Source organism: Haloterrigena sp. KLK7, from assembly GCF_037914945.1.
Classification (GTDB): Archaea; Halobacteriota; Halobacteria; order Halobacteriales; family Natrialbaceae; genus Haloterrigena; species Haloterrigena salinisoli.
Map to the genome: position 1 here is coordinate 3,012,975 of NZ_CP149787.1, position 14,079 is coordinate 3,027,053.

Sequence of the window (14,079 nt, forward strand, 5' to 3'; positions counted from 1 at the left end):
TGGGACGGCCGGACGCGATTCGATCAGCCGGCGACCTGTCTCCGTGTCGCGATTTGGCTGTTCCCCTCGACGTCGGAGACGGTCAGTTCGAGCGTGTATTCCCGGCCGTTTCCGAGGTCGGAGAACTCCTCGTTTTTGGCACTCGCGGTCCCGCCGCCGACGGCGGTCGTGCGCTCGTCGACGGTCGTCCCGTCTCGGGAGAGTGCCACGGTGACCGCGTCCAGTTCCGCAGCGCCCGAAGAGACGCTCCACCCGTATCTGATACCGACGTTGTTGCCGGGCCGCTGCTCGGACGTGAACGAGTCGACGGTCGGTCCGGCGACGCTCTCGACCGTCACCCCCACGGTGGCGTCGCTATCGGCGCTCGCGACGACCGCTGCGTACTCCCCGGCGTCGCCGTCGGTCGTCGCCCACTCGAGGGTCACCCGCGTGGACTCGCCCGCCCCGAGCGAGACGGCGGTCGCGTCCCGCCGCTGGCCGCCGATATCGAGCGCGATATCCCGCGTTCCCGCGTCGCTGCCGGTGTTCTCGACCGTGGCCGTCACCGAGAGCGTCTCGCCTTCGGATACCGGCGAGTTCGTCCACTCGGTCGCGACGGCAAAGAACGGCCCCGAGGCTCCCGCGAACGTGATATCGATCGGGACGCGGTCACCGTTGCCGCCGCTCGAGGCGAACGCGGTCACCTCCCCTTCGGACCGCGCCTCGAGGTTCGTTCGGTGGACGCCGTCCCGGGTCGAACCGCTGCCGGGATCGACCCGGCCGGTGTCGCGGTCGCTGACCGCGTACTCGACGGTCGCGTCGTCGATCGACGGGTCGGTCTCGACGACCATCGTGGCCGTGTCACCCGCCCCCGCCGCGTCGAACGTACAGCGGTCCGCCGTACACGACACGCGGTCGTTTTCGGCGTCGATTCGATTCAGGTCCCACTCGACGTCGTACGCGCCGCTTCCGCCGCCCGTCGTCTCGCTCTCGGTCCGGGTCTTCTCGACGTCGTACGCCGCGGTACGCGCGCCGCCGTCACCGATCCCGACGCGAGCGACCTGCAGGTCGTACTCCGCTTCGGCCAGTTCGATCGTGAGCGAGCCGCGCGCCGCGTCGGTCGCGTTGTATCCGGTCACCCGCGCGCCAGACTCGCCGTCGTCGAACGTCGCTCCGATCGTGTCGTTCCACGCCGTCGGTGCCGCGGTCGGGATCGTGACGGTGACACTGTCACTCCCGTTCTCGGGTTCGATCGGCACCGCGTCCGAGGGACCGCTGAGCGCGGTCGGATCGATCGTCACCGCGCCGCTGCCCGACCGCGAGAGCTCGCCCTCGAGCGCGACGAGCCTGATCGTCCCGTCGGAGAGCAGCGGCTGGGCGGTCAGCGAGACCTGCGCGTCGCCGAAATCGTTGAACGCGAAGCCGTGTTCGATCCGCGTCGTCGGCGCCGACCCGTACTCCCCGTAGTCGGGCGTGTAGGCGAGGGTCGTCGTCTCGTGATCGCCGGTCAGGTTCGCGGGATCACCGTCGTATTCCGATGCGTCCCCGGAGAACCGGGCGTCGATACTGATAGTCGCCGTCCCCGTCGTCTCGAGGCGCCCCGGTGGCGCCGGCGGGTTCGCCGCGACCGCGCGGGACGGGTACTGAGTGCCGAGCGTGACGGCCGTCGACTCCGTCCCGCCGTCGGTTCCGACGTTCCGGATCGCGTTCCGGAGTTCCTGAAGCTCGTCGTGGACCGCCTGGTTGTGGGCGAACTCCACTCGTTCGTTCTCCGCGGGGACCGCGTTGAGCTGGTAGAGCGCCAGCGCGGCGAAGACGATCGCGAGTAGCAACACGGCCCCGATCTGGACGGTGACCGCGCGCTCGTCTCCCCGAAATTCCATAGCCGTGAATGCGCCCAGTAGCGTAAACGTGTACTGGCCGTCGGGCTGCAGGGGTAGTCTCGAGAACTGTCCGGCGCGGTCTCGAGGCCGAAGCCCGCCGTCGGTTTCGGGGCGACAACGGCTTCCCGCGGCGCCGGTTCGCTGCAGCGGGACGACTGAAAGCTGTGGCTTACTATGTGGCGCGTCGGGATACGTCACCGCGCATGCGACGTGTCGAAGAGCGGTTCCGGAGCCATCTGGTCGAAGACGAATCGGTGCGGGCACTCGCGTCGGGACGGCTCCTCGGGGACGCCGTTCGCGGTCGGGCGACGATCGGCGCGACCGACCGTCGACTCCTCTGCGTCTCGGCGACCGGCGAGTTCGTCGACGTCAGGTACGACTACGTCTGCTCGATTCGGAGCCGGGAGCGAACGCGCGTCGAGTACCGAGCCGCGGACGGTTCGAACCGACCGACGGCCCTCCTGGGCGGGCTCGCCGCGCTCGTCCTGCTCGTCGGTGGGATCGTCGTCGCGACCGCGATCAGTGCGGTTCAGGGCCTCGCCGCGGCGGCGCTCGCCGCCGTGACCGTCGCTCTCGCGGCGGCCGTACAGTTCCTGCGAACGCGACCGGGCATCGGTCGCGCGGTCGATCAGCTCGCCGTGGGCGCGGGCGTCCTCGCGCTGCTCGTCCCCCTCGGAATCGCCCTTCTCGCGACCACCGTTTCGCTGCCACTCTACGGGATCGCGACGCTCGGCGGGCTCGCGCTCGTCGGCTACGCCGCCCATCGCGCGGAATTCGACGGACTGGGTATCGACGGCCGCCGCGAGTCGGTGCTCACCGTCACGACGGTCGACGGCGACACCGTCAGTATCGCCATCGACGCCGACTCGACGTTCGGCCGCGACCTCGAGACGTGCGTCCATCGGACCGATTCCGCGCCCGTCGAGCGGCCGTTCGCTCGGCCCCCGGCCGATCGACCGCGAGAGGGCGACGGGTCGGCGACTGTCGGGAGTACGTGACCGTTACGGCGGCGACTCGACCCTCACGAGGGGAGTCTGGCGAGACACTCGCGACAGTACCGCGCCGTCGACGCGTTCGGGTTCCCACACGCCGGACACCGATTGCTCGAGTCCGGTTCCGACTCGAGGCCGATTCCGCTCGCGAGCACGGTCAGTACGTCGTCCTCCATCTCGTGGCCCTGTTCCCGCATCCACCGATCGATGACGGCGTCGTCGCGGAGCTTCTCGAGGCCCCGCAGCAGTCCGAGAAAGAGTAGCGTGGGGGCGATCATGACGAAGGCGGCGACGGCCAACCGGCCGACGAGCTCGAGCGTGCCGGGATCGTTCATACCGGACCGTACCGCGCCAGCGGCAAAACGCCTGCCCCCCTCCCACCATCCGCGGCCCGTCCGGTCGCGTCCGCGTTCCGGCACTCGTCGGCGGTCTCTCCGCGAACGAGCGGACGAGAGCGAACGCCGTCGCTATCGAAGCGGTACGAAACCCGCGAGATCGGGCGCCGATCAGTCCGAGATGAACTTGTTGTCCCGCCAGTTGACGCCGCCCTCGCCCGAGTTGTGGTCTCGAGGCCCTTCGACGACCTCGATGTTGGCCGGTCGCGGCTCGCCCTCGACGATGCGGGTCGCCTCGAGTTCGCCGTCGCGCTCCGAAATCGCCGTCAGCGTCCCCTTCTCGGCGGCTTCGGCGATGCCACAGAGGACCAGGAACATCTGGTACTGCAACAGCGAGTTCTGGAGGACGGTCTCGCGATCGCCCTTGAACGCCGCGAACTCCACGAGTTCGGATTCGATCTCCTCTTCTTCCTCTTCGTCCCAGCGGAAGGCGTTGCGCCGCTCGTCGGGGTCTTCCTCGTAGACCCGGTTCTCCGTGACGCTGGCCTTGAGCTGGGCGGTCGGCGTGTACTTGCTGACCGATTCGTCCTCGGCGACGGCCTTGAGAATGAGCGTGTTGTTGCGCCGCGTTATCTCCACGTCGGTGATACCGTCCGGGTACTCTGCCTCCTCGATGTGTTCCCGAAGGTCTTCGAGGGGTAGTTCAAGCGTCGAATGCAGCCGATAAACGTGTCTGGATTCCTCTGTTGACATGGTGGGATGATCTGCGGCGACAGTCGCTGAGTTCCTAGTACGAGCGCGTGACTTATATGACCTGCTATTAGATACGTGGCCGATGCGTTCGGATTAATTCATCGGCTCGTCGTAGTGATTATTCGGCGTTGAGCGTCTCGGCCAGCTCGTCGCGCTCCTCGAGTTCCTCGAGGACGTCCGAGCCGCCGACGAACTCGCCGTCGACGAACGTCTGCGGGATCGTCTCCCAGCCGCTCTCGCGCTCGAGGGCGGTGCGGAACTCGTCGAGCGAGTCGAGGACGTCGACGGTCTCGAACTCGTCGCGGTGGTGGTCGATGAGCCCGAGGGCCTTCCGGGAGTAGCCACACTGGGGCATCAGTTCGGTTCCCTTCATGAAGAGGACGACTTCGTTGTTTTCGATGGCGTCTTCGACTTGCTCGTCGACCTCCTCCTGATCGAGACCCTGGTTCGGTGGGAATTCCATACGCGTCATAAGGTAACGAAAGGGGATAGGCCTTGCGTCCGCGGTACCGACGGTCCCTCGGGACGGCGCTCCTATCGCGGGTCCAGCCTGACGATCCGATCGTCGTTCGCCCGCGGAAACGGCCCGTCAGCGCGACCGTCGCGGTTCGAGGTGAGCAGGTACAGCGAGCCGTCGGGTCCGGGCTCGACGTGTCGAAGGCGGCCCCACTCGCCCGCGAACAGTCGGTGGACCGTCGCCGTGAACCGGTCGTCGAGCCAGTCGGCGTCGTACCGGACGCCGGAGTCGCCCTCGCGCGTGTCGGCCGCTCCGCCGTCGTCCGCACTCCCGTCCGACTCGTCCGGAGGAGTGAGCCCGACGACGTACAGCGCGCTCGAGGCGAGCCCGCAGACGAGGACGGCGTTCGCCCACGGTCCGATCGCGTCGTCGTCGTAGAACGCCAGTCCGGACGGCGCCCACGTCGTCCCGGGGCCGGTGTTGACGACCGGCGGCGTCGCCGCCTCGTAGTCGTCGTAATTCTCGTACTCGGAGTCGTCGGGTCCGCCGCGGACGATATCCCAGCCGTAGTTGCCGCCCGGCCGGAGGACCGAGAGCTCGTCCCGCGCGCCCGGTCCGTGTTCGGCGAGTATCGGCGTTCCCCGCGGCGTGAAGTCCAGTCCCTGCGGATTGCGGTGGCCGAGCGCGTACGTCCGCCGGTCGCCGTCGTCGCCCCAGTCCGGGTTCTCGGGGTGTGGCTCCCCCTCGGGCGTCACCCGCAGGACGGCGCCCGCGCGGGAGCCGGGGTCCTGCGTCAGCGCCGGTTCCCGTGCGTCACCTGTTAGCACCCAGAGGGCGTCGTCGGGGCCGAACGCGATCCGCCCGCCGTTGTGAATCGACGCCCCCGGTATTCCCTCGAGGACCGTCTCGAGGTCGCCGCTCTCGATGTCGTAGCGGACGACCCTGTTCGAAACGACCCCGTCGTCGGCCGTGTAGTAGACGAACAGGTCGGGAGTGTCGGGGAAGTCGGAATGGACCGCGACGCCGAGGGTCCCGCCCTCGCCGGGCGACGCGCGATCGGGGAGGGATCCGCTCTCGAGAATCGTCTCGCCGTCGGCGGGCCCCAGGCCCGAGTCGTCGGCCAGCGCGCCCGCATCGAACCGGCGGACGCCGCCGTCGCGTTCGGTGACGAAGGCGTCGCCGTCGGCGAACGTGAGGTCCCACGGGATCGCGAGGTCGGAGACGACCGTCGTCGCCTCGACGTCGTCCTCGCTCGGGACGGCGTCGGCCGGCCGCCAGTCGGGTACCGACCAGTCCTCGTCGGGGGCGTCCGCTGGCGTCGCGAGTTCGGGCGCGTCGGAGCCCGATTCCGTGAAACAGCCCGCGAGTACGGCGATCGAGGATCCGGTCGCTGCCAGCAGGCGTCGACGCGTCGGAGCGTCCATACGGGGACCGACGGGCGCGAGCGGTGAGAACCCTCGGGTCGGGAACGGACGGCTACCGATCCTCGACGACCGTCACTCGTCGCCGTTCGGCAGTCGCGCCGTCGAGAACCAGAACTCCGCGTAGGCCTGAATGGCGTCCATGAACGCCTCCGGCTCGACCGCTTTCCGGAGACAGGCGTTCGCGTGCTTTCGATACGAGTCCAGAACGTCGGTGTCGTCCTGCGACCCGGTGAGGACGGTGACGGGAATGTGCTTGCGCTCGGGATCGTCCTTCAGCTCCGTCAGCACCTGTTCGCCGCTCGTTCGCGGGAGGTTCCAGTCGAGAATTATCAGGTCCGGCCTCGGCGCGCTCGCGTGGTCGCCGCGCTGATAGAGGAAGTCGAGCGCCTCTTCGCCGTCGGAAACGGCGTGGAGCTCGCTGTCGGCGGTGGCATCGTGGAACGCCTCTTCGACGAGGCGGACGTCGCCCGGGTTATCCTCGACCAACAAGACGTCTATCGCTCCCCTCGAGCGACCTGATGCATCGCTCATCACTCCCGTTTCGAGATGACTACGCATGAAAGCACTGCCTGAGCCGTCGACGGCGAGTCGGGGCGGTACCCCGCCGTACGCGGCTCGTGACGGTTAGTCCGCGGCCGGCGGCGCCGTCAGGACGTCGAGCTTTTCGGCCGCGTAGCCGAAGACATCCCGGTAGCCGTTCGGCGACATCAGGACGGGATAGAACGGCTCGTCGGCGACCTGGGTGTCCCCGTCGGCGGCCGCGAACGGATCGCCGGCCTCGACTTCCGTGAAGTTCTCGACGAAGACCTCGTAGGTGTCGGCGTCCCGCTTGCGGATGACGTCGGTGAGCCGATAGACCGGCAGATCGCTGCGGATCGTATCGCCGGGTACCGCGTCGACGGCCGTGAGGAACGCGCGGGTCAGTCGGTCCGCGTTCTCGGCGGCCGTCTCCGACCCCTGCAGGCCGCACTCGACTTCGATCGTATCGATCTCGGAGAACAGCCGTCCCTCCGCGAAGTTACTCGTCTCGACCATCGCCGTCACCGGAAGCTGGGGAACGATTTCCGTCGCGGTCTCGCTGACGCCGTTGACGATCGCGAAGGGCTCGCCGTGGCTCTGGGTCGAGTGCATCGAGAACGTCAGACAGCCGTCGAGCTCCTCGACGAGCCGATGGGCGAGTCGTCCTTCGTGCGTCTTCGCGTCCGGATCTCCGGGGAACGCGCGGTTCAAGTCCTCGTCGACGAACCGGACCCGTCGCTCGAGGGCCTCCTCGTTGGCGACGATGAGTTTGACCGGCCGTTCGACGGTCGGGCGTTCGTCGAGCAACCGTTCGACGGCGCGAACGCCACAGGGTTCGTCCCCGTGAACGCCCGCGACGACTGCGATTTCCGGCGTTCCCGACCCGAGCTGTGCAACTCTCATTACCGTATCATTGGGCTCAGTAGCCAAAGGCGATTCGGTCTCTCACGAACGAGACCATTCAGTCCCGCGAATGTGCGGGTGGATACCACGCCCCCGTCCCGCGATACGAGGGACGTCGGGTCGCCCGACCGGGTCGAACTGTCACTCCTCGAGTGACTCGGCGTACTCGAAGTCGGCCGGTCCGGCGGTCGGTCGCTCGCCGTCGACGGGGACTCGCCAGTCGTCGACGCGGCTCGGCTCCTCGAGGGCGTTCGTCAGCACGGTCCGGACCTCGAGGACGTCGACGCCGTAGTAGTCCGAGGGGACGTCCCGCAGGTACTGCAGCGCGGTTCGGAAGAGCGAACGCATCCCGTCGTCGTTGTCGAAGTCGACTCGCTTGTACGCGCCGGCCGCGACCTGTACCATCCCGTGGCAGAACGCGCTCTCGGTGCTCCCGCGGCCGTAATTGTACCACTCGAGCTCGAAGCAATCGTGGCTCTCGTGGTAGGCGCCGGCGTTGAAGAGCCGGACGCCGTGGACCGTCGCCCGCCGCAGCGTCGCGTGCTCCCAGCGCCCCGGCTCGGGGTGCCAGCCCGTCGGCGTCTCGAGCCCCGGTGGCGGCTCGACGGTCGGGTCACTGGTGTGCTCGTCCATGGCCCGAGTTGGACCGCCGGACGGGTAATTCCGTCGCCAGTGCCGATACTGTCACCGGAGAGTCATCCGAGTACTTATTCCGGTCCGGTCCTCCATCGTCGACTAGATGAACCATCCCCTCTGGCGATGCCGGCACTGCGGGGAACGCCTCTACGAGCACATCGAGGGGGACTACCAGTGCCTGAACTGCGACCGGCGATACGATCCCGACGAACTCGAGGCGGACGACGCCTGATCGCTGGTCGCTCCGACCTCGTCGATCGCCCGCCGGCCGTTGACGACTCGGTTCGGCCGTATGGGGTAAGCGGCCTGTAGCTGCGGGCCCAACGGTATAGGTCGCGAGGACCTACCGACGAGATATGGAGACGCGATGGGCGACCGTCGACGGTGTCCACCTGCAACTGCCCGCGGACTGCACCGCCACCGAGCTTCGAGACCAGCTCCGCAAGCCGGACGACGCGGTACTGATCGCGGTCACGGGCGACCTGGTGTCGATCGTTCACGACGAAGAGCAGCCCCTCTCGGCGATGGTCGCCGGCTGTGCCGACACCTACTACTTCAGGCGCTCCGACGAACCGGACCGGAACGACGTTCTGGCGGCTTCGGAGATCGACGACGCCCTCGAGGAACCGACGTCGGACGAGACGACCTTCCAGCGGCCCGGAATCGATCACTGACGCTCGGATTTCGGGGCCGACGTCCGTCGGGGACGTTCGCGAACCCGTCGCTAATCGGCGGAAAACGAGCGAGTTGGCTTTCTCGGCTCTCGTCGCGACCGGGAGCACCGACTCGAGCGCCGGAACCGAACGGTCGTCAGCTATCCTCGGCGGGCTCGAGTTCGAACTGTTCGTTCTCCGAGACGGCGTTGAGGACGATGCTCGTGTTGGACTGATTGATGTCGGGATCGGTGATCAACTGCTTGATCTGGTCGTTCATGTCGTCGGTGTCTTTGAACTTGCCGATGGCGATGACGTCGTAGTTGCCGGTGACCTCGTAAACCGAGATCATCTGCCGGTGGTCTTTGAGGGACTCGGTGATCTTCGGCAGCGCGCTGCCTTCGGCCTTCAGTTGCATCACCGCGGTCACGTCGTAGCCGAGGGCGTCGTAGTCGACGATCGGCGTGTACCCCTGAATGACGTCCTCCTCCTCTAAGTCCGAGAGGTGGTTCGAGACGGTCGTCACGGAGACGTCGAGTTCCTCCGCGAGGCTGCGGAGACTCGCGCGTCCGTCGCCGAGCAGTTCGTTTACCAGATCCGTATCCAGGTGTTCGTAGGTCATTTGTATACTATGAAGGATTCCGTATATATGGTATTTACGAATATCCAGTTATCTCCCTCCCCGTCGTAGCTTCGGATAGTAAACTGCGATCAATCTCTATTTCGGCAGCTGAGTGAGGGGAAATCAATCGATTCGCGTTCGCTCGTTCGCGGTCGGTCGCCGTTCCCTCGAGAAACCTGCCTCCGGGTATCGACGACCGAGAGCCGACCGCCGTTCCACGGCACGGCCGTTCGATTCGTTCCACCGAAACCGAACGCGGGTCCGGAACTCCGCCGTCTCGCCCGATCAGCGGACCGTCATCTCACCCGGCCGATCGCACCGATGCGGTCGTATCGCGAGGGGTCGAGAGAAGACCTTATACCGCGCCCGAGAATATGTGCGTTGAATGACTACCTCTCCTCGAGCGGATTCCGACTCGGACGATCGTCCCTGTATCCGTCAACAGGAGGCCGTCGCGGAGTTCGGACAGCGAGCGCTCGAGACCGACGATCTCGACGAGCTGCTGCACGCCGGCGCCGTCGTCGTCGCCGAGACGCTGGACACCGAGTGCGCGAGCGTCCTCGAGTTGCTTCCGGGCGGCGACGAGCTCCGCGTTCGACACGGCGTCGGGTGGCGCGACGAGCTGGTCGGGACCGCGACGGTCCCGGCCGACTCGAGTTCGTACGCGGGGGCCGCGCTTCGATCCGAGCGACCGGTCGTCGCCGACGATCTCGACGCCGACGAGCGGGTCTCCGGCTCCGACCGACTGCGCGAACGGGGGGTCAAGAGCGGACTCAGCGTCAGCATCGGTCCCGACGAGCGGCCGTGGGGAGTCCTGCGAACGCACGCGACCGAGCGGCGGGACTTTCTCGACTGTGACGCGTCCTTCCTCCGAAGCATCGCCACCGTACTCGCGTCCGCGATCGAGAACGCGCAGACGGAGCGACGGTTCGAAGCGATCTTCGAAGACCCGAACATCCTGGTCGGGCTGCTCGAGCCGGACGGGACGGTCCTCGACATCAACGGGACGGCCATGGAGTACATCGACGCCGACCTCGAGGACGTGACCGGCGAGCCGTTCTGGGAGACGCCGTGGTGGGGGCGGGGAGACGACGCCCGATCGGACGTCGAGGAGTGGACGAACCGGGCAGCGAACGGCGAGTACGTCGAGTTCGAGACCGATCTCACCCGACCGAACGGCGATCGGTACACCTTGAGCGGCGTCTTCAGACCCGTCACGGACGACGACGGCGACGTCGTGTCGATCATCGTCTCCGACCGCGACGTCACCGAACGCAAAGCGCGAGAGCGGTACCTCGAGGACGCGAAAGCGCAACTCGAGGCCGCGACCGACGCCGGGGCGGTCGGGACGTGGGAGTGGCACGTCCCCGAGGACGAGTTCGTCGCCGGCGCCTCCTTCGCCCGAACGTTCGGCATCGATCCGGAAGAGGCGCGAGACGGCGTTCCGCTCGAGTTGCTGCTGTCGTCGATCCACGACGACGACCGCGACCGCGTCGAACGGCAGATCGAGACGGCCGTCGAGACCTGCGGGGAGTACGAGGCGGAGTACCGCGTCCGAAACGCCGACGACGAGCTCCGGTGGGTGGTCGCCCGCGGTCACGTCGAGACCGACGACGACGGGAATCCCGAGACGTTCCCCGGAGCGCTGACGGATATCACGGAGCGAAAGCGAGCGGAACTCGAGGCCGAGAAGCAGCGCAAGCAACTCGAGACGCTGTTCCAGGTCCTGCCCGTCGGTGCCGTCGTCGCGGACGCCGACGGCGCGCTGCTCAAGGCCAACGACACCGCCAGGGAGATCTGGGGCGGCGACGTCTTCGACGCGTCGTGCGTCGACGAGTACGGGAAGTACGACGCGGTCTGGGCGGACTCGGGTGAGCCGGTCGGCCCCGAAGACTGGACGATGGCACAGGTGCTCGACGGCGAGGCGGTGACGGAACCGAACGTCTACGAGATCGACGCGTTCGACGGGGAACGACGGGTCATCATGGAACACGGTATGCCCGTCACGAACGAGTCCGGCGAGGTGAGTCGCGCGGTCGTGACGCTGACCGACATCACGGAACGCCGGGAGTTCCAGCGCAAACTCGAGGAGACGGTCGAGAAACTCGAGGAATCGAACGAGCGACTCGAACAGTTCGCGTACGCGGCCAGCCACGACCTCCAGGAGCCCCTGCGGATGGTCACGAGCTACCTCCGACTGCTCGAGAACCGGTACGGCGACGCCATCGAGGGGGACGGACAGGAGTTCCTCGACTACGCCGTCGACGGGGCCGAGCGGATGAGCGAGATGATCGACGGCCTGCTGGCGTACTCCCGGGTCGAAACGCGGGGCGATCCGCTCGAACCGGTCGATCTCGAGGCCGTCGTCGGCGACGTGATCGACGATCTACAGCTCCAGATCGACGAGACCGACGCGGCGATCGAGCGCGACGACCTCCCCACCGTCGAGGGCGACGCCAGCCAGTTGCGACAGGTGTTCCAGAACCTGTTGGATAACGCGCTCACGTACCACGGTGAGGACCCGCCTCGCGTCTCCATCGACGCGGAACGGCGGGATCGGTGGTGGGAGATCACGGTCAGCGACGAGGGGATCGGCATCGACCCCGACGATCACGAGCGGGTGTTCACCGTCTTCGATCGGCTGCACGGCCAGGAGGAGTACGAGGGGACGGGCATCGGGCTGGCGCTCTGCCAGCGGATCGTCGAACGCCACGGCGGCGAGATCTGGATCGACTCCGAGTCCGGCGCGGGGACGACGTTCTCGTTTACGCTGCCCGCGACCGAGTGACGCCGGCCGGCCCGGATCCGTGACCGACTGGGAGCGGCCGCGCAGTGCGTATATGAATTCTGAACACGTTCACGGACGCGGTGATAGCGAGCGAGACGCAACGGCCCGTATGACCATCCTTCTCGCCGGAACGGTCCTGTTGCTCTGCCTCCTCCCGTCGCTCGTCTTCCTCGGGTTCTGGTACGGGCTGGGTCGCATGCACCGGAGTTCGCTGCTCGCTCGCACGAGCGCTCGCGCGGGAGAGACCGACCCGACGGTCACGTGGAACGATATCGTCGACGCGTACACGGACCCCCGACAGAGCCTCTTTTCGGCGTCAGTCGAGTCGCAGTCGTCGATTCGTGACGGCCGGTGTCAGACGTGTGCGACGGGGAACGACTCGGTCGCCTCGTTCTGCCACGATTGCCTCCGAAAACTCGAGTGAGACGGGTCGCTCGCGGTTCGCGATCCACGCTCGGCGATTCGGGCGGGGAACCCCGCTCTCGCCGGTGACAGCGCCGACCACGGTCCCGTTTCGGACCGACTACGAGCCGATCAGTAGGTCGTCGCCGTCCTCGTCCGGTTCGGCCCGCTCGACCTCGGTCCGCTCGATCGCCTCCCTGACCTCGTCCTGCGTCGCCTCCTCGAGTTCGTTCCCCATTGTACGCGTCACGTTCGCACAGAGAGCCCTAAAATGGTGTGAACGATTTTCTCAACGAGATACTACCGCGAACGGTCGAGCCGATTCGGGAGACGAGAGTGGGTAGGGCGGAGTACTCCGGTTTGAGATTCGAACTCCGCGATGAGCCTACTCGAGAGACCAAAGATCGCCCGCTGGCTGCGACTGCTCTCCGTCAAATCCAGAGCCCAGTTTCGACTCGCGAATTAGTTCGTCGAGACGTGCTCCGTCTAGGATTTGAACCACGCGAAACGCTCGCTACGCTCGCGTTTCTCTAATTCAAATCCCAGAGCGTGTGCTTCCTTCTTCGTCACTTCGTTCCTCAGAAGAGTGCTCCGTCTGGGATTTGAACCCAGGTCATCGGCTCGAAAGGCCGAAATGATTGGCCGGACTACACCAACGGAGCGTTCACTGCGTTCTCGCTCCGAGCCTCGACGGACTTCGTCCATCTCACCAACGGAGCGTGCGTCGAACGCAATAGGTCGTTGCCGAGGCCTAGTAAAAAACGTTCCGTTCCGCGGCCGGAGTGGCACGCCCTCACTCGGTCGGATCCCTGTCATTTGGGGCCTCATTTTCCCTAGCCGATGGATCTCGAGTATCGCCCCCTCAACCTCTCACACCTTCGAATAGCGCATCGATCTGCGAGTGCCGCCGACTTCTCAATCCTTTTGACCCCGCAACACAACCACTCGCATATGAAATACGTTCGATTCCGCGATCCGGCCGGTGCCGTTCGCCGCGGCGAGTACGAGGACGGCTACGTCCACTTCGGGAACGAGAGCTACGCCCTCGAGGACGACGCGATCGACGTCCTCCCGCCCTGCGAGCCGTCGAAGATCGTCTGCATCGGACGCAACTACGCCGACCACGCCGACGAGATGGGCTCCGACGTCCCGGACCGCCCGCTCCTCTTCCTGAAACCGCCGAACGCGGTCGCGGGCCACGGCGACACCGTCACCGCGCCCGCCGGCAAGGAGCGCATCGACTACGAGGCCGAGCTCGGCGTCGTCATCGGCGAGCAGTGTCGCCACGTCCCCGTCTCCGACGCGATGGACGTCGTCGAGGGCTTCACCTGCCTCGACGACGTCTCGAACCGGGAGGACCAGAACCAGGAACAGAACTGGATCCGCGGGAAGGCCTTCGACGGCGCCGCGCCGATGGGACCGGTGCTGGCGACGCCGGACGAGGTACCAGCGGACGCCACCGTCGCGTCCCGCGTCAACGGCGAGCTCAAGCAGGAGGGCTCCCGCGAGCAGCTCATCTTCCCCATCCCGGAACTGATCGCCGAGATCACGTCCTACATGACCCTCGAGCCGGGCGACGTCATCGCGACCGGGACGCCCGAGGGCGTCGGTCCCCTCGAGGACGGCGACGAGGTCGAGATCGAGGTCGAGGGCGTCGGGACGCTCGAACACAGCATTCGGCGACCCTGAGGCCGCGTCGGGCACAGCCGAACCTTTTTCGAGTCGCTCGCGCG

Annotated in this window: 15 protein-coding genes and 1 tRNA gene; 6 read left to right on the top strand and 10 right to left on the bottom strand. The window is 66.8% G+C overall.

What is annotated here, in order from left to right:
* Positions 1-23: 23 nt before the first annotated feature.
* Positions 24-1,862 (bottom strand): CARDB domain-containing protein, encoded by a 1,839-nt coding sequence (locus WD430_RS14860; protein WP_339103208.1) that lies wholly within the window; start codon positions 1,860-1,862, stop codon positions 24-26.
* 203 nt (positions 1,863-2,065) lie between these two features.
* Here WD430_RS14860 and WD430_RS14865 point away from each other — a divergent pair, with 203 nt between their 5' ends.
* Positions 2,066-2,860: a hypothetical protein gene (locus tag WD430_RS14865; protein ID WP_339103209.1), complete on the top strand. Its 795-nt coding sequence runs from the start codon at positions 2,066-2,068 to the stop codon at positions 2,858-2,860.
* Between the two features lie 23 nt (positions 2,861-2,883).
* Here WD430_RS14865 and WD430_RS14870 read toward each other — a convergent pair whose 3' ends face one another.
* The 7 genes from WD430_RS14870 to WD430_RS14900 all read right to left on the bottom strand — a co-directional run bounded on the left by WD430_RS14870 (position 2,884) and on the right by WD430_RS14900 (position 7,878).
* On the bottom strand, positions 2,884-3,189 hold the full coding sequence (locus WD430_RS14870) for a zinc ribbon domain-containing protein (protein WP_339103210.1): 306 nt from the start codon (positions 3,187-3,189) through the stop codon (positions 2,884-2,886).
* 171 nt (positions 3,190-3,360) lie between these two features.
* Positions 3,361-3,942: a hypothetical protein gene (locus WD430_RS14875; protein WP_008894793.1), complete on the bottom strand. Its 582-nt coding sequence runs from the start codon at positions 3,940-3,942 to the stop codon at positions 3,361-3,363.
* 118 nt (positions 3,943-4,060) lie between these two features.
* Entirely contained in the window at positions 4,061-4,405 is a 345-nt protein-coding gene (locus tag WD430_RS14880; protein ID WP_339103211.1) for a glutaredoxin domain-containing protein, read from the bottom strand.
* Positions 4,406-4,476: 71 nt separating this feature from the next.
* On the bottom strand, positions 4,477-5,823 hold the full coding sequence (locus tag WD430_RS14885) for a PQQ-dependent sugar dehydrogenase (protein WP_339103212.1): 1,347 nt from the start codon (positions 5,821-5,823) through the stop codon (positions 4,477-4,479).
* Positions 5,824-5,895: 72 nt separating this feature from the next.
* Positions 5,896-6,354, bottom strand: coding sequence for a response regulator (locus WD430_RS14890; RefSeq protein ID WP_339103213.1), 459 nt, complete (start codon positions 6,352-6,354; stop codon positions 5,896-5,898).
* 93 nt (positions 6,355-6,447) lie between these two features.
* Complete coding sequence (locus WD430_RS14895) at positions 6,448-7,245, bottom strand: succinylglutamate desuccinylase/aspartoacylase family protein (protein ID WP_339103214.1); 798 nt, start codon at positions 7,243-7,245, stop codon at positions 6,448-6,450.
* Positions 7,246-7,386: 141 nt separating this feature from the next.
* Positions 7,387-7,878: a DUF309 domain-containing protein gene (locus tag WD430_RS14900; protein ID WP_339103215.1), complete on the bottom strand. Its 492-nt coding sequence runs from the start codon at positions 7,876-7,878 to the stop codon at positions 7,387-7,389.
* 106 nt (positions 7,879-7,984) lie between these two features.
* Here WD430_RS14900 and WD430_RS14905 point away from each other — a divergent pair, with 106 nt between their 5' ends.
* Together WD430_RS14905 and WD430_RS14910 are read left to right on the top strand one after the other, a co-directional pair.
* Positions 7,985-8,113: a hypothetical protein gene (locus tag WD430_RS14905; protein ID WP_339103216.1), complete on the top strand. Its 129-nt coding sequence runs from the start codon at positions 7,985-7,987 to the stop codon at positions 8,111-8,113.
* A gap of 124 nt (positions 8,114-8,237) precedes the next feature.
* Complete coding sequence (locus tag WD430_RS14910; protein WP_339103217.1) at positions 8,238-8,555, top strand: hypothetical protein; 318 nt, start codon at positions 8,238-8,240, stop codon at positions 8,553-8,555.
* A gap of 136 nt (positions 8,556-8,691) precedes the next feature.
* Here WD430_RS14910 and lrp read toward each other — a convergent pair whose 3' ends face one another.
* Positions 8,692-9,156, bottom strand: coding sequence for an HTH-type transcriptional regulator Lrp (gene lrp, locus WD430_RS14915; protein ID WP_339103218.1), 465 nt, complete (start codon positions 9,154-9,156; stop codon positions 8,692-8,694).
* Positions 9,157-9,541: 385 nt separating this feature from the next.
* On the opposite strand from lrp, the gene WD430_RS14920 reads away from it, so the two are divergent.
* Both WD430_RS14920 and WD430_RS14925 read left to right on the top strand, forming a co-directional pair.
* Entirely contained in the window at positions 9,542-11,944 is a 2,403-nt protein-coding gene (locus WD430_RS14920; protein WP_339103219.1) for an ATP-binding protein, read from the top strand.
* A 109-nt stretch (positions 11,945-12,053) separates the two neighbouring features.
* Positions 12,054-12,368, top strand: a complete 315-nt coding sequence (locus tag WD430_RS14925; protein WP_339103220.1) for a zinc ribbon domain-containing protein — start codon at positions 12,054-12,056, stop codon at positions 12,366-12,368.
* Positions 12,369-12,933: 565 nt separating this feature from the next.
* On the opposite strand, the gene WD430_RS14930 is transcribed toward WD430_RS14925, so the two are convergent.
* Positions 12,934-13,008: transfer RNA gene (locus WD430_RS14930), tRNA-Glu, on the bottom strand.
* Positions 13,009-13,297: 289 nt separating this feature from the next.
* On the opposite strand from WD430_RS14930, the gene WD430_RS14935 reads away from it, so the two are divergent.
* A complete protein-coding gene (locus WD430_RS14935; protein ID WP_339103221.1) occupies positions 13,298-14,035 on the top strand; it encodes a fumarylacetoacetate hydrolase family protein in 738 nt (245 codons plus the stop codon).
* The last annotated feature ends 44 nt before the right edge of the window (positions 14,036-14,079 follow it).

Coding starts and splice junctions, on each gene's coding strand:
- WD430_RS14905 (WP_339103216.1), top strand. CDS start 7,985: ATGAACCATCCCCTCTGGCGATGCCGGCACTGCGGGGAACGCCTCTAC.
- WD430_RS14875 (WP_008894793.1), bottom strand. CDS start 3,942: ATGTCAACAGAGGAATCCAGACACGTTTATCGGCTGCATTCGACGCTT.
- WD430_RS14900 (WP_339103215.1), bottom strand. CDS start 7,878: ATGGACGAGCACACCAGTGACCCGACCGTCGAGCCGCCACCGGGGCTC.
- WD430_RS14895 (WP_339103214.1), bottom strand. CDS start 7,245: ATGAGAGTTGCACAGCTCGGGTCGGGAACGCCGGAAATCGCAGTCGTC.
- lrp (WP_339103218.1), bottom strand. CDS start 9,156: ATGACCTACGAACACCTGGATACGGATCTGGTAAACGAACTGCTCGGC.
- WD430_RS14935 (WP_339103221.1), top strand. CDS start 13,298: ATGAAATACGTTCGATTCCGCGATCCGGCCGGTGCCGTTCGCCGCGGC.
- WD430_RS14860 (WP_339103208.1), bottom strand. CDS start 1,862: ATGGAATTTCGGGGAGACGAGCGCGCGGTCACCGTCCAGATCGGGGCC.
- WD430_RS14910 (WP_339103217.1), top strand. CDS start 8,238: ATGGAGACGCGATGGGCGACCGTCGACGGTGTCCACCTGCAACTGCCC.
- WD430_RS14865 (WP_339103209.1), top strand. CDS start 2,066: ATGCGACGTGTCGAAGAGCGGTTCCGGAGCCATCTGGTCGAAGACGAA.
- WD430_RS14885 (WP_339103212.1), bottom strand. CDS start 5,823: ATGGACGCTCCGACGCGTCGACGCCTGCTGGCAGCGACCGGATCCTCG.
- WD430_RS14880 (WP_339103211.1), bottom strand. CDS start 4,405: ATGGAATTCCCACCGAACCAGGGTCTCGATCAGGAGGAGGTCGACGAG.
- WD430_RS14890 (WP_339103213.1), bottom strand. CDS start 6,354: ATGAGCGATGCATCAGGTCGCTCGAGGGGAGCGATAGACGTCTTGTTG.
- WD430_RS14870 (WP_339103210.1), bottom strand. CDS start 3,189: ATGAACGATCCCGGCACGCTCGAGCTCGTCGGCCGGTTGGCCGTCGCC.
- WD430_RS14920 (WP_339103219.1), top strand. CDS start 9,542: ATGACTACCTCTCCTCGAGCGGATTCCGACTCGGACGATCGTCCCTGT.
- WD430_RS14925 (WP_339103220.1), top strand. CDS start 12,054: ATGACCATCCTTCTCGCCGGAACGGTCCTGTTGCTCTGCCTCCTCCCG.